Origin of the sequence: Streptomyces sp. NPDC093221 (assembly GCF_044753885.1) — a bacterium.
GTDB lineage: Bacteria > Actinomycetota > Actinomycetes > Streptomycetales > Streptomycetaceae > Actinacidiphila.
In genome coordinates, this window is the sequence record NZ_JBIVOA010000002.1 from 426003 (window position 1) to 440257 (window position 14255).

Genomic DNA, 14255 nt, shown 5'->3' on the forward strand with positions numbered 1-14255 from the left:
AGTCGTCGACCATAGGGTTCCCTTTCTCGGATGCGCGGGTGGCTGTCCAATGTCGCCTTCACCGCCCCCGCACACCTCATCCGCACCATTCGTCATGGCCTCCGCAGCATCCAGTACCGCAGCAACCTGATCGACGGCTGCCTCACCGAGACCGGCCTGGCCATCAGACCCGCATCACGACATCACGTGTTTAATCTCAGTAGGTTCTACACATCAAACACTCAACTTAGACTCCAAGTAGGCCTGGAGAGCGCCGAGTGCCGCGCTTTCAACGGTTGTTGTAATTTTACGTAGGAAACCCTTGAGACGCTGACGAGCACCGAAGCGATCAACCGTTCTAGCGTCCTGATCTTCTAGCTCGTGTACCGCCGACTCCAATTCCCCCCTTTCAGCACCTCCATACTGTCGCGCCAGCTCGATAAGCTGCCTTGCCTCTACTCCGAGCTGAACCGTTCCTTGAATATTTTGAAGAACCGTACTCTCCACGGCATGGACGAACTGAGGATTGAGATTAACCACCATAGAGGGAAAATCTTCCTCACCCATCCCCCCCAGCAAAGATGCAGATCGAACACTCCGCACCTGCGGTACCAGTGACTCGACAAGATCCTGGACAGCTCGCGAACTGTCGCGGGCCGGAGTATTGAGGTCAAGAACCTCAGCCTCCAGATTGTGCCGAATCCTCAGCATACGCGATTCGCGCTCATGCTTGAGATCAAGCTGAAGTCGCCGCACTTCACGTGAGTACCGCGCAACCATTTCATTACTCGAACTGCGCTCGACCCCCAATTGACAGAGCGAAGCTTCTGCCGTTGAAGGGTCTTCGACGCACAGATCTAGAAATTTCGAAAAGTCAGCGAACTCTTGAGATAGACCTCCGACACGGAGATCATCTCCGCCAAGGAATTCAAAAACTTGCCCCGCCGCAGTCTTGTATCCATCCCTGCGAACTCCGGAACGTCCGGTGCGTTGGAGCCATTCATGAAAGAGGGATAGTAATTTCTCGGCTTCGGCCGCGTAAAGCCTTCCCGACGGAACATACACACGGAAAAGAAGATTCTTCTCTGCGTCGTCGATGAAGCTAGAGGCTAGAACAGAAAGTTCGGCGTTTGTCCTGTACGGAATTATGCTAATTCGATTACGACTGAGCAATTCATTGACGACTTTTCTCTCTTCGTCGCTAGGTGGAGAGAAGATATGCCGGTAATACTCCACCATGTGCGGAGACAGCGGCTCCCTGAAAGACCTACTAACTCTCTCCGGGTCGAAATCTCCACTCAAAGTATCCTCATGCACGAAGACAACATGAGGAATTTTTCCTATCCCGCTCATAATTCCTTCGGCCGCATCCCTGTATCCAGGTTCCGACATCTGCCGAAAAGACTGCGCACTGAGTCGGGCAACAACAGCGCGCACGTTTCCGCCAGTGAGAATATCGTTGATAGACTTCCAGTTCTGATGTCCCGATTCCAATAGCTTGATCCTGTACGGAATACCGAGAGCCTTGAGCTTAGCCGTTACGGAGTCACCTCGTTGTGCCCCGATAAGCAGGAATGATCGATGCTCCACCAAGTCATCCATCGAGTTACCCTCCCCGCGCCTGTTCCGCTCCATGAGCGTGGAGAGTAGTCCAAAGAGCGGCATCCACTGGCGACTACGGCAACTTCCAGGTCTCTTACTCCAGCCGTAGATCGTGATCCTGCCGGTTGGGTGCCGCGCCTCAGCCGAACTGGCGTCCGTCTCGATTGGTCCGCTCTAACCTCGATCTTTCGTGATGGGTGGTCGTTGTTCCGGTGGTCTGTTTCTGGTGGCCAGACTGATTGCGGACAGGCTGATGGGCCGACTGTCGCGTCGGTGGGTGCCGGGTTCCACGGCTCCGGTGCTTCTGGCCCGTAGGGGTGGGTTGTTACTGGTCAGCCGGGGTCGGGAGGGCGTCCAGTCGCTCGGTGGCGCTGGTGATGATGTCGGTCCAGGGCTGGTGCCGGGTGAATCTCAGGGGGCGGCGGCGGGCGGCGGTGACGAGCTGGGCTGCGGCGGAGAATATCCGCAGTCGCAGGCGGCGGGGTTCCCAGAGCCGGGGTTCGCCGGTCAGGACGAGCATCGGCATCCGCGCGATAAGGTCGAGGGCGAGGGAGACGATCTCCAGCCAGACCTGGTTCTGGGCGGTGTCGTGCAGGGGCAGGTTGCGCAGGCCGGTGGCGCGTGCGGCTCGGATGCGGTCCTCGGCCCGGGCCCGCTGGCGGTGCCGCAGTTCGAGAGCGGCGATGGCCTGGGCGGCGGTGTTGGTCGCGAAACAGGTCAGCCGCATGCCGTCGGCGTCGGTGAACCGCAACTGGGCACCGGGATGCGGCCGTTCCTTCCGGGCGATCAGCCTCATCCCCGCCGGCCAGCCCTTGAGCAGGTCGCCGTCGAGCTCGGCAACCCAGGCGCCGTCCCGGATGGCGCCGCCGGGTTCGACGGCGGGCGTCCAGGCGGAGGCCGGAACCTGCAGCACGGCCTGGTGAGCGGCGTCGCTGATGGTCATGCCGACCAAGTACGACAGCCACTTCCCACGCTGCGCGAGCCAGCCCACGGACTCATACGTCCCGCCGGCGGAGTCGGTGCGGACCAGAGTGGACCGGCCCCGTCGGCGCTGCTCGGGAAGCTGGGCCGGCGCGATAGGGGTGGCGGTGATGTGGTCGGCGGCGGTTTGCTGCCCGCGTTTCCGGGTCGCAGCAGTGCGGCACCCGGCTCCCCGATGCCACCGCGGCAGTGGTCCACGAACCCCGTCAGCGGGTGGTGGCCATAGGTCTTCTTCCACGTCGCGGCGGCGTCCTGCTTGTCGGAGTGGGCCAGAACCAGTACCCCGTCCAGATCCACGACGACCTGGCCGCCCGCGTCCGGCGACGAAGTGCCGGCCAGATTCCAGTCACGCTCGTGGACTTCGTCCCATCAAGTGGGCCGAGGCGGGCGCCGAACCGCGCTGGCTCGGCATGGAATTCAGCAGTTGCGTGGCCGCCATCAACCCGAGCTGCTTCTGGAACAACGGTGCAGAGGAGTTCGATCGATTACTGACCAGGGCCGATTCGCGCGACGAGCCGGCACTGATCATTGCTACCCTCGGCAACGCAACCGGGGAGACGATCCGTTCACCGATGAGCCGGTACGACGCCGGCGTGGAACTCCCCGGCTCCCGCTCCCATCACTACTCGATCGCGGGCAGGCGCCTGCCCGCCCGCTCGGACATCTCCCTGGTCCCCGGGCTCGGTGCGGCGGAGCGAGACCCGGGACTGCGGCAGCTCAACAGGCCGGCCGCCGCTCCGTAGTGGACGATGATCCTCCTCCAGCCGCTTCTTCAGAGGGGGTTCGTCCCCGCCAGAGATCCGGAGGGGGAACTCGTACCGATCCGGGCGGACAGTCTCGGCGAGCCTGTGACCGTCCGATGGACGGCGGAAGACAGCCGACAGGTCTGGTATTTGATCCCGGACGAGGCCGACTGGTCCTCTGTGAGAGACTGGATCGTCTAGCGTGCCCTTCCCGAACACGTCCCCGGCGCGCTCCACCGGATCCGTGCCGGCCATGGCATTGGGCCTGCCCTGGAGACGGCTGCCGAGACGGACGCGCGCGTCGCGCTGGCGGAGTTGGAGTGCAGCTACGCCGTGAATCGAAACGGCCTCCAGGCTGATCTCAAACGGGCACGTCAGGACGCTGAGCCGATGCGTTCCGGGCTGCTGTGCGGGACCGGCGGCGAACTGGCCGACGTGGTTGCCAAAGTCCTGCGCGCTGCCGGCTTCACGGTCACCGACCTCGACGAGGACCTGAGCGCCACCAAGTCAGCCGACCTGTTGGCGGTCTCCGGAGCGGGCACCTGCCTGATCGAGGTGAAGTCGGCAGCCGGTGCGGCCGTGGAGAGTCCCGTCTCCCACCTGAACTGCCACCTCACCACGTGGCCTCAGCTTCCTCCCGCCCAGCCAGTCACCTGTGCCGCGCCGGTCGTCAATCACCAGCACAAGCTGGAACGGACCCGGGAGGTATACCAGCGAGCGCAGTTGGTCTGCACGCTGACCTTCCTGGGTACTGAGTACCGCTGACCTCTTCGGCTAGTGGCGTGCCCGGGATTGGCCGGCCGCACGCACTGCTGTGCTGGTCCACTCGTCCCCGGCTTCAACGCCTCTGGTCACGCAGCAGGTTGCGCAGGCAACCTCACGGCGTGGGTTCTGGGCCCGCTTCGGCTCGACCCCTGAGGAGTGATTGCCGCTCTTAGCGGCGTCCCGACCTTGGCGATGCGGCGGGGCTGTGGGCCCTCGCCCCGGTCGGCCGCCTCGCAACGTTGCTGTGGGGCGCATGGGTGTCGCTACCCTTGAGCAGCTTGGTGAACTCGGCGCGTTTTCGGTAGCGGCATGCTGCTGTTCCGGCTCGGGAGCTGACCACTGCTCGACACCGCGCCGACGTCAAGTTCCTGAACGATCCGGCGCCGCGGCAACTCACGGAGCCCAGGCTCGGAAAGTCATCGCTGCAGGCGGCAGCTACAGCGAGGCCTGGGCTCAGACCATGTCGGCGTGATCGTCTCACTGCTCTACAAGGCAACCCGCAAGCTGTCGTCCGTCCCTGGGGTGCTGCTGGGCCGAGATACCGCCAAGGAGGCGGAGCTGCTTGTTCTCCGGCATCAGAACGCGGTGCTCCGCCGTCAGATCGTCGGCCCGGTCCGCTACGAGCCCGCGGACCGGTTCTGGCTGGCTACCCTGTCCAGCCTGATACCCCGTTGCCGCTGGCCCGAGATCTTCCCGGTCACGCCTGGCACGCTGCTGGCCTGGCACCGCAGGATCATTGCGGCAAAGTGGGACCACAACGCCCAGCGCACCCGCACAGGACGACCGCCGACCGAGGCAGCGCACTGACGGGTCTGCCCGTCCACGCCAGGAACTGCGGGCGCCTCAGCACAGTGGGTGTGCCGAAACTACGCATAGCGGCGGTGGGATCACGATGCGCCCAGCGTCCTTCCCTCATACCGGCCACTGATAGCGAGCGGCTCCCGCCAAGATCGGGGTGCGAGTCCGCCGAGGCTGAGATGATGAAGGGATGGCAGGTGATGTGTTCGGTTTCCATGTGTCTCGCATTTGCAGAGTCCGAGGCGAGGGCGCGTCAGATGATCTGATTCCTCTGGCCAACGCAGCGTTTCGGCCGGACTTTGAGCAGCTGGCCACGGACTCGGTCGCACTGTGTGCAGGAGCCTTGGCGCTGCCCCGCAACGTTACGGAGGCAGGCGCGATGGTCGTGCTGGGTGAGCCGGGCGCGGGAAAAACTTCCTTGCTGAGGAACCTCACTACCGGGCTGCCTCGCGTTACAGATCACTGGCGCGGTGAGAGTGACGCCTGCCTGTGGGTTTCCGGCGCGGATCTGACAGAGAGCTCGTACCACGACGAGCTGGGACGTCATCTTGAAGGTCTGCCGCACACCGGTGAACCGTCGGAGTCGTCCGGGCTGCTCACGGTCGTCCTGGACCAGATGGACGAGAGCGCTGTGCGTCTGCGTCTGCCCGGGTGGCTGAAGAGGGCACTCAAGACGCGCGAGCAGTCCCGTGTCCGCTTTCTTATGGCCTGTCGTACCGCGGACTATCCGCAGGCGATGACACCTGTGCTGTCGGAGGTCTCCGGTGCGTGCTGGTGCGTCGACCTGGCTCCGCTGAGTCGTGAGGAGGCCGTGGCACTGGCGGACAGCGCCGGCGTCGTCGGCGAAGAACTGGTCACGGCAGCGGAGGATGCGGGGGCTGCGGTCATGGCCAGTGTGCCGCTGACCCTGGAACTGCTCGTACGTATTCGCAAGACCGGCGGTGCTCTGTTGGGAACGCCGGTAGATCTGTTCTCCCAGGGGGTAAGGCACCTGGCAGAGGACCCGGACCCGCTCCGCTTCGGTGCCGTTATGACGACGACGGCTTCCCAGCGGCTGGGGATTGCAGGACGCATCGCCGCGTGGATGCTGCTGTCCGGGCGGCGCAATGTCTGGACAGGCAGTGCTTTCGATCTCACGGCCTTTGACGTGCCGGGCGATGCCCTGGTCGGCGGGAAGGAACAGGGTCCGGCAGGTCGGTACGAGGTGACGGCGTTGATGCTCAGGGAGACGCTCGCGACGGCCCTGTTCACGGCACCGGATGACCACCGGTTCGCGTTCCGACATTCATCGGTGGCCGCCTACCTGGCCGCCCGCTACCTGACCGAGCGCGGCACCGCCCAGCCACAGCTGGAGAACTTGTTCCTGGTCGGATCTCCGGATGCTGAAACGGCCAGTATTCCGCCGCCTCTGCGGGAGACAGCAGCCTGGCTGGTGGCCCTGAATCCGACAGCAACCGCGTGGCTGGCCGATGCAGACCCCGAGAGCCTCGCCGTGCACAGCGCGCTCGTGCGCTCAGACGAAGTACGGCACCTGACGGTGGCCAGACTCCTTGAACGTGCCCTGGAGGTGGAACTGGGAGGCACATACTGGCAGCTGTCTCGGTGGGATCTGCGCCATCCTCTGCTGGCGGTACAGCTTGCCGATGTCCTCGATGCGGTCTCCGCTGACCAGGCCGCCGAATGGAAGGTAAGGGCGCGCGTTCGGCTGGCTGTTGAACTCGCTCGTGATGCCGGTGACGCCGATCCGCGGCTGACGGGATGTCTTCTGAAGATCGCGGCGGACAGCCATTGGCATCAGACGGAGCGGCGCTTGGCCAGCAGCGCCGCGTTTGCCCGCGACGCCGCCGAAACCGCCCCCGTGCTCGCGGAGACCCTGGCTTCGCTCAACGACCCGGCTTTTGAGGCCTCGGCTGACCCTGACCATGATCTGCGCGGCACCGTCCTCGGTCTGCTGTGGCCGAACCGGGTGGATGTGGAGACGATGCTGGCTGCGCTGCGTCGACCGTCCGCCCAGCACTACAACGCCTACACCGAATTCCTGGGATCCATGGCGGGAAAAAGCACTGACACACAGCTGACCGAAATCCTCACCTGGGCCAAGGATGCGGTTCGCCGCCCCGACCCCAAAAGCAATGAGTTTCACTTCGAGCCCCACAGCACAGAACTCGACTGGGTCAACTCGCTGATCAATCGCACTCTGCGGAGTACAACCCCGCAGCTCCACCTAGAGATGATCTCGGACATCGCCATCAGCCTGTTTCGCGAGCATCACCGGCTCCGCCTTCCCGAGTCGTTGCAGCCGGACGACCAGGGCGTGGAAGCCCCACAGGTCCAGCAACTACGGCGCGAACTGGCCGCCTCTCTCGTCACGGCATCGGTGCGTGGCAGCCTCGAGCCGCGCCTGGCGTCGTGGCTGATCGTGCGCGAGTGGGATTACGAGCGGCCCTTTAGTCTGTACGAGGGTGCACGGGTGAATGCGCCCGCGCGACAGCAACTGCTGGATGCAGGAGACTTCGACTGGGCTCGCGAACGGGCGCAGATCGCTGCCGCAGCCGGAAGTGACGGACTGGTCGCCGGCTTCGGGGAGCTGGCAGCCCGGTTGTTCGTACCCAGCGATCAAGTTGCCTTTGACTCCGCCTACGACTCCGACCATCCCGTCTGGCCGTACATCAGCGGCTCCTACGACCCCATCGAAATCGACAGCCAGTACGCCGATTCGCTGCGCCGCAGCTACCAGGCGAACGCAGAGGACAGGTGGCCGCAAGCTGATGAATTCGCCGAGAAGCAGGAGCAGCTGCTGGCCCAGGTCCGGACTGGTGACAATCAGAGCCTGTGGCAATTCCTGTGGAATCTGCAAGCCGAACCCCACACCGGCCGGATCGGTCGCCCCACCTCGGACGACGTCCGGCAGTGGCCCGGCGCTGCAGCCTTCTGCACCCAACTGACCGACCTCGCGGATCTGGGCCTTCGCTATCTGACCTCCGAGAATGACCACGCAGACTCCTCGCTCTTTCAGTCCACGCACGACAAGCGGTCATGGGCCGGCTACCTTCTCCTGGTCGAGGCGCACCGCGCCGAACGCCTCGATGAACTGCCTGCGGCCGCGTGGAGCGCGTGGACGGGCGCAATCCTCACCGAAATGCCCACAGGCTCGAGCAGTTTCACCGAAGAGCCACGCGTGGAACTTCTGCGCCGTGCCGCCGCCCATGCTCCCGGCTCCCTTGCCCACCGGATGAACCAACTCGCTTTGCTTGCGCTCTCTCAGGGCTGGGCGCCGATCGCACTCAATCCAATCGATCCACGCTGGGCTCCCGAAGTGGCTGGTGCAATGGAGAGGTTGGCACTGCGGCTCTGTCCTATGCTCGATGTGGTTCCGGCCCCTCCGGACGAACCCAACGTTGATCTCGTCGGCATCGACGGGAACGACGGGGAGGACCGACTGCGCCGCCCTGAGACCGAGGAGACTTACCAGACCGTATTGCGCACCTGGTACAGCCTGCTCGCGGCACTGCTGTCAGTCGAGAGCCCAACGGCTCACCGCATCATCGACGCCGCGCTCGCCGGGCCCCCGTCTACCCGGCCGGCTGCAGATGCCGCCGTGCATGCGTCGCGGATCCTACTTGCGGCAGACGCGGTGAAGTACTGGCCGCGAGTCGAGGCCTTCGCCCGGGACGACATCGACCTCGGCCGCCGCATCGCGGCGGCCTGCAAACACGACCGGACCTATCACGCCGTGCAGGAAGCCCTGTCGGAGACCGACCTCGTCGACCTGTACTTGTGGCTGTGCAGCCTCTACCTCCCGGAAGACGACGAACCAGTCCTTTCAGGAGGCTGGGGTACACCAGCCCACGACGTCCAGCACTGGCGTGACGGCCTTCTGCAGGAACTGAGCCAGCGGGGCACCCGCGATGCCGTGCACGTACTGCGCCGGCTCGCCGACCAGTACCCCGACCGCTTGTCCATCACATCGGCTCTCGTTGCAGCCACAAAGCAGCATGCCGCCTCAAATTGGCATCAAGTGCAACTAGCTCATGTCGCCCAGGTCCTGGAGGATCCCGCACGACGTGTGATCCGCACGACCAGCGACCTCCTGGACGCGGTAACCGAAGTCCTGGACCAAATCGGCAAGGACCTGCCTTCGCACGGCGAGCTGCTGTGGGACAGGAAGCCCGGAAAACGAGCGGCGAAGAAAGCCACGAACAGCGCAACACCTGCCGCTCCCCCTGCGGTCCCTGACACCTGGCGCCCCAAACCCGAGGCAGCGCTGTGCGCATACGTCGCTCACGAGCTAGATCTCCGCCTGGCCGGCCACCGCATCTCCGTCAATCGAGAAGTCCTTGTACGCCCCACCGATGCATACGGGGCTGGGGAGCGGACAGACATCCTCATCGAAACTCACCCTGCTCCGGCGGACGCCTACGACACCGTGGCTACGGGACCTCTCAAACTCGTCATTGAGGTCAAAGGCGCCTGGAACCAGGGTCTCATCACGTCCCAAGAGACCCAACTGGCGGACCGATACCTGCCCGAGGTCGCCACAGACGCAGGCATCTACCTGGTCGGCTGGTATCCCCTTGAGCTCTGGGACGACCCGGACGATCGCTCCCGCAGGCGGCAAGCCGACATAAGAACGCACGACGGTTTGCTGGCCGAACTGCAAGACCAAGCGATAAGCCTGACCAAGCAACGGGCGATCCGTCTCAAGACAATGATCATCACTGTCCCTCGACCGCACAAATAGCAGACCCGTCGCCTGACCGTTGGCCTTCACTCGGCCAAACGCGCGCATAGACGACAGCGCATGCGTACCAGGTCAACTGGCCCCCGCGACCCGTAGTGCCCCGGGCCAGACGGCGCCAGCCTCACCCGGATCGCCCGCGCCAGCTCCGCACCGAACTCACCCGCCACCTGAGTCACACCCTGGCCGCGCTCCGCCGGGACGGCATGACGGAACTCCCGCTGCCGCTGGCGGCCGATCACCAGCCCGCCACCCACCCCGACCACCCCGCCCTGCACCAGCTGCACCATGCCCATTCAACTCACGTCGAGGACTCAGGACTGCCCACCCCTCAAAACCGCCATCCGCAGCGCCCCCGAACGGCCCAACCCCGATCCAGGGATGGCCCCGTGCTGCCCCCGAAACCCATGGTCACCCAGTGCAACCGGAAACTAGGTGCGCCCCATCGCACCTTCCACGCTCCCCCAACGTTGGTCTCGGCACGGACTGCCGACGCACCAAGAGGGGTACGAATACCGGGTGACCGACCGACGCGAGCAAGCCTGACGGGCGATCAGATATGAGCTCAGAGCGAGTGGCGTATTTGTGACGCAAGGCACTTGACGGCGCATCATATGACGCTCTGACCTGCGGAAACTCTGGAAAGAGCTTCGGCCTCCGGAGCCGTGTGCGCAGGTTCGAATCCTGCCGGGGGCACTCCGGAAACAAGGCTCTGACCAGCAGAAATGCCGGTCAGAGCCTTTCTTGTACCTGCCAAAAGACACACGGTCTTCTGACCTTTGCTCTTTTCGGGCCCGCTCGGGCCTCCCAGAGCCGGTGCCAACCGCCACTCCCCCATCTTTACGCTGGTCAGCGGCCTTGCACGTCGAAGTGGACGGGGCGCACGGCCGGCACTAGGGGCCGCTCGGACGGGCCGGGCGCCCGGCTGCCACTTCCTTGGGGCAACCGCCCATGACCTGCCCCGATGCCGCGAGAGCCCTCGAAAACGCAAGCGGCGTTGGGGCGTTTGCGCATCAGTTGAGTTGTTACAGGTGGTAGGGCTGTCCGGCCTGCGTGGGGGTGATCTGGTCGGTCGGGACCTCCTTGAGGGCGGCCATCACCTCGGGGTCGGAGACGAGGGAAATCAGTTGGGCAGCGGTAAGAGGCTGGCCCTTCTCCAGGGACAGCGTTTTGGGATTCACCGCCGTGGCGCCGTCGGACAGACCCCATGCCTGACCGTCTTGGGTGTATATCCGCACGGTCACGGTGTACCCGTCCTGTTGAGCGGCCGCTTCCCAGGCCCAGCCCCGGGAGCCGTCCGCCAGCGAGACGGGCTGGCAGTTGCTGTTGATCTGGGAATCGGTGCACGGGTTCTTCGCGCCTGCGAGGTTCTGCAGCCCGACCAGCGTCCCCAGTTCTGTCACCGTTCCATCGGAGCGCACCAAGTTGAAGTCACTTGGCCCGGAGCCGTCTTCGAGTGTCATTCCCGCCGGCAAGCGGCCGACCAGCGCCGCGCGCAAATCGGCGTGTGCCTCGTCGAGGTTGGCGCGGCTGTTGTCGTGGGGCGGGAGCGAGGGGGTTCGGGCCTGACCCGCCAGATCCGTTGTCACGCTCTGATCCTTCGAGCCTGCTTGGGCGTGCGTCAGGCTGTATCCCACGCCGAGCCCCGCAACGGCCAGGACCGCGGTGCCCAGCGCGACCTGTCGTACGATCGCGCGCCGCTGCTTCCTGCCTCCCCGGATGATCTCCTCCATGTCCGGTCCGTCGTCGGGCTCGGCGTTCAGGGCCTGCCGCATCGCGTTCTTCACGTCATTCTCGTTCATCACCTGACGGTTCCTTTCTCCCCCAGCGTTTCCCGCAGCGCGGCCAGGCCTCGCGTCGCGTCCGATCGGACGGTGGCGGGTTTGCGGTTCACGATTCGTGCGACCTCGTCCACCGGCATGTCCTCCCAGTACCGCAGCACCACGACGGCGCGCTGTATCGCGGGCAGTGATTGCAGTGCGGTCAGCAGCGTCTGACGCAGTGCTATGTCGGTGTCGTCGAGGAGCTGGTCGGCAAAGTCTTCGGCGGGGAGTTCCCCTGCTGATCCTTTGCGTTGCCAGTCGATCCAGGTGCGAGTCAGTGTTGTACGTGCGAAAGCGTTGGCTCGGGCGGCCCGGCGTAGCGTCCACCAGCGGACGTACACCTTGATAAACGTTGCCTGCACCAGATCCTCGGCGGTGTGCCAGTCGCCGCACAGCCAGAACGCCGTACGCCGCAGCGCAGCCCATTCCGTGCGGGCGAACTCCTCGAACTCCACGCAGCTCCTCCTCGTCGAACATCTAGTAGACGAGACGTCATGGCCCCCGCGTTGCAGTTGCGGTGCGTCGGACTTACGGCTGTTTCCTCCTCATGGGCGACCGAGCTGCACGCCACGGGCTGCGCATCGATCACGGTCGACGTCGAGGTGCTGTGGCGTCTGCTTCCACCGGACAGGCCTGCGATGAGCATTCGTACCTTTTGCGGAATTAGTCAAAAGCTGTGAGTCAACGCCCAGGAGGCGCAGCCTCGTTCGGGGTGCCCCCGAGGCAAACCGATCACAGGACGTCGGTTCGACGGTTGCCTTCTGTGCCTACGCATCCGCTTAATGGAGGTCTGCGTGCTCCGTCCCGCTCGTTTCTTGCCGTGGCTGCCACCCTTGCGATGGCAGCCCTGACCGGGTGCTCCTCGTCCGGCTCGTCGGACGCCGCGGGCAAAGGCTCGTCCCCCTCCGACGGCGCCCTCGACTTCGTCCAGCGCGCCGACCACCCAAGCCGCCCCCAGCGCGAAGGCGGACGTACGGATCACGAAGGCCGGGGTGGAGGACGACCCGGTGTGGGGGCCGCACGCGTACGTCGTGCACTACACGGTGACGAACCACGGGGCCGGTGCGGCGGACTGCTTCGCGCAGTTGGAGTTCCTGGACGCCGACGGTGACCACCTGGGGAACACGGGGATCACGGCTGACAAGCTCGGGGCGGGCAAGTCCAAGACGGGCGACGCCGCGCCGCTGGACGTCGAGATCCCGAACGGGAAGATCGCCGACATCCGGTCGGTTCGTGTGACCGAGGTGGACCGTACGCCGTCGTCGTGACGGTCTCGGATCAGAGGTCGGTAGGTCGTTGGACCGCAGGTGACGGACGGATAGTTGGGGGCAGAGCGGCGGGACGGCGACGACGGATGGTCCGTGGCTCGTGGATGCGATGTGGCGGGCGGTCGACTTGCGGGTGGCGTACCTCGAGGAGGACCGGGCTCGGGTCGTGAGCAGTCCGGCTGGCCTGGACGACGCCCGCCTGACGAAAGCTTCGCTTATCTGAAATAAACCAGAAACGCAACGAAGACAACCTCGCGGCGGGACTAGGACGTATTCTTAAAAATCGGAGGAATTTACTGCAATGAGGCCGAATGGCTCAAGAATCGGAATGAAAAACTTACAGTACCAGCCCAGATCGGCGAACTTAGAGGACTCCGAAATGAGCCTCTTGTTCACACTTGCCGAGAAAGTCACCCGAGAATACCCCGGGAAGAACAGCAGGTCTCCACCACTTTCAGAATTTTGAATCCCTACGGCAACTCCGCTCACCGATCCGGAGATCCATGAATTCTCGATTAGGCATAGCACTGCATCCAGATCGGCGGAGTCAGCCCGGATCCAATCGTACAGATCATCCTCGGCATTTACAAAATACGAAATACCCTCACGATCAAACTCTACCCCAGCCTCTCGCAAACCACAGATGACCCCCTTAATGCCCAACGGGACTTCAAAGGTAAAATCGATCGACGATTCTCTACTCATACTTTATTAGCCACTCTCCTTCGGGGCCATCTGCCACGGAATGCCCTTCTTTCGAGCCACGAGATAATGCCTTCAGACAATAATCCGGAATGTCCGCCTGTGCCATGTCCCAAAAATTTACCGGATTTGGCCTCATGCCAAGTTTCCGCCCCGGTCACCTCGTCCGTAAATTTACCTTCTCGTGAATACAATTCTCATGCTCCGGGCCATTTCACTGGGCGGCTGCATCCCTGATTCGTGGGCTTCGTCGAAGGCTTGATTGAGGCCATCCCCGAGGGTTTTGGCGCCGTCGACGGCTTGGACGCCGCCGTAATCAACGGCAGCCGTGCTTTCCACGCCTGCGTCAGACGCTGGAGGTAGTCGTAGGTGAAGCACTGCGTGTCGGTTTTCGCGGTGCCGCCGCCGTGCTGTACGTCGCTGATGGACGTGATCTGCCCGGCCGGGTCATAGGTGTAGGCAATTGCATCCACGTGGGTGGCGCCGGACTGCATATCCAGGGCGGTGTTCAGCAGCCGCCCGGTGGAGGCTTCCCAGGTCCAGGCCGGCCGACGCGCACGCCTCACGCAACGCGGCCAAGGTCGTATCGGCTGTGAACTCCGCAGCTCCGCCACCCGTTTGACCCTGGTCAGGCACACCGGCTCACCCCGCCAGCAGCGTCAGCGGTGAGGTCGGGGGCTTTGCGTATGTGCGGTCGGATGCGGCGGACCGCGGCGGCCGTTTGCCAGTGATCGCCGGTCACGACGGGTCGGTGAACGTCTATCCAGGCCAAGGGGAGAAGGCTTCCGACTGGTCGAGACGGAACAGGGGACCGGGGTTCTCGGGTGCCCAGCCACGTGTGAGGGCAGCGCGCACA

10 protein-coding genes and 2 pseudogenes are annotated in these 14255 nt (G+C 64.1%); 6 read left to right on the plus strand and 6 right to left on the minus strand.

The window, feature by feature from the left end:
• Window positions 1–33: 33 nt before the first annotated feature.
• A pseudogene (locus ACIQCJ_RS07940) lies at window positions 34–174 on the plus strand (IS630 family transposase); the annotation flags it as partial.
• 39 nt (window positions 175–213) lie between these two features.
• Here ACIQCJ_RS07940 and ACIQCJ_RS07945 read toward each other — a convergent pair.
• Window positions 214–1581, minus strand: coding sequence for a hypothetical protein (locus tag ACIQCJ_RS07945; protein WP_402710988.1), 1368 nt, complete (start codon window positions 1579–1581; stop codon window positions 214–216).
• A 325-nt stretch (window positions 1582–1906) separates the two neighbouring features.
• A pseudogene (locus tag ACIQCJ_RS07950) lies at window positions 1907–2925 on the minus strand (IS1380 family transposase); the annotation flags it as partial.
• A gap of 47 nt (window positions 2926–2972) precedes the next feature.
• Here ACIQCJ_RS07950 and ACIQCJ_RS07955 point away from each other — a divergent pair.
• The 4 genes from ACIQCJ_RS07955 (at window position 2973) to ACIQCJ_RS07970 (ending at window position 9609) form a co-directional block, all read left to right on the plus strand.
• Window positions 2973–3305 carry a hypothetical protein gene (locus tag ACIQCJ_RS07955; protein ID WP_402710989.1) on the plus strand — a complete coding sequence of 111 codons (333 nt, stop codon included), beginning with the start codon at window positions 2973–2975 and terminating at the stop codon, window positions 3303–3305.
• A 390-nt stretch (window positions 3306–3695) separates the two neighbouring features.
• The gene (locus ACIQCJ_RS07960; RefSeq protein WP_402710990.1) at window positions 3696–4070 is read left to right on the plus strand and encodes a hypothetical protein; all 375 of its coding nucleotides are present in this window, start codon (window positions 3696–3698) and stop codon (window positions 4068–4070) included.
• Between the two features lie 468 nt (window positions 4071–4538).
• Complete coding sequence (locus tag ACIQCJ_RS07965; RefSeq protein WP_402710991.1) at window positions 4539–4877, plus strand: integrase; 339 nt, start codon at window positions 4539–4541, stop codon at window positions 4875–4877.
• 181 nt (window positions 4878–5058) lie between these two features.
• Window positions 5059–9609 carry an NACHT domain-containing protein gene (locus ACIQCJ_RS07970; RefSeq protein WP_402710992.1) on the plus strand — a complete coding sequence of 1517 codons (4551 nt, stop codon included), beginning with the start codon at window positions 5059–5061 and terminating at the stop codon, window positions 9607–9609.
• A gap of 1022 nt (window positions 9610–10631) precedes the next feature.
• Here ACIQCJ_RS07970 and ACIQCJ_RS07975 read toward each other — a convergent pair.
• On the minus strand, window positions 10632–11408 hold the full coding sequence (locus ACIQCJ_RS07975) for a hypothetical protein (protein ID WP_402710993.1): 777 nt from the start codon (window positions 11406–11408) through the stop codon (window positions 10632–10634).
• Entirely contained in the window at window positions 11408–11884 is a 477-nt protein-coding gene (locus ACIQCJ_RS07980) for a SigE family RNA polymerase sigma factor (protein ID WP_355344230.1), read from the minus strand. The genes ACIQCJ_RS07975 and ACIQCJ_RS07980 overlap by 1 nt, the downstream gene beginning before the upstream one ends.
• A 537-nt stretch (window positions 11885–12421) precedes the next feature.
• Between ACIQCJ_RS07980 and ACIQCJ_RS07985 the strand changes: the two genes are divergently transcribed.
• Window positions 12422–12697 (plus strand): hypothetical protein, encoded by a 276-nt coding sequence (locus tag ACIQCJ_RS07985; protein WP_402710994.1) that lies wholly within the window; start codon window positions 12422–12424, stop codon window positions 12695–12697.
• Window positions 12698–12973: 276 nt separating this feature from the next.
• Here ACIQCJ_RS07985 and ACIQCJ_RS07990 read toward each other — a convergent pair whose 3' ends face one another.
• Together ACIQCJ_RS07990 and ACIQCJ_RS07995 are read right to left on the minus strand one after the other, a co-directional pair.
• Window positions 12974–13402: a hypothetical protein gene (locus tag ACIQCJ_RS07990; RefSeq protein WP_402710995.1), complete on the minus strand. Its 429-nt coding sequence runs from the start codon at window positions 13400–13402 to the stop codon at window positions 12974–12976.
• 194 nt (window positions 13403–13596) lie between these two features.
• Window positions 13597–13965, minus strand: a complete 369-nt coding sequence (locus ACIQCJ_RS07995) for a hypothetical protein (protein ID WP_402710996.1) — start codon at window positions 13963–13965, stop codon at window positions 13597–13599.
• Window positions 13966–14255: the final 290 nt, after the last annotated feature.

Bases quoted from the DNA above. Each gene is read 5' to 3' on its own strand.
- ACIQCJ_RS07945 (WP_402710988.1), bottom strand. From the start codon at position 1,581: ATGGATGACTTGGTGGAGCATCGATCATTCCTGCTTATCGGGGCACAA.
- ACIQCJ_RS07955 (WP_402710989.1), top strand. From the start codon at position 2,973: ATGGAATTCAGCAGTTGCGTGGCCGCCATCAACCCGAGCTGCTTCTGG.
- ACIQCJ_RS07960 (WP_402710990.1), top strand. From the start codon at position 3,696: ATGCGTTCCGGGCTGCTGTGCGGGACCGGCGGCGAACTGGCCGACGTG.
- ACIQCJ_RS07970 (WP_402710992.1), top strand. From the start codon at position 5,059: ATGGCAGGTGATGTGTTCGGTTTCCATGTGTCTCGCATTTGCAGAGTC.
- ACIQCJ_RS07975 (WP_402710993.1), bottom strand. From the start codon at position 11,408: ATGAACGAGAATGACGTGAAGAACGCGATGCGGCAGGCCCTGAACGCC.
- ACIQCJ_RS07990 (WP_402710995.1), bottom strand. From the start codon at position 13,402: ATGAGTAGAGAATCGTCGATCGATTTTACCTTTGAAGTCCCGTTGGGC.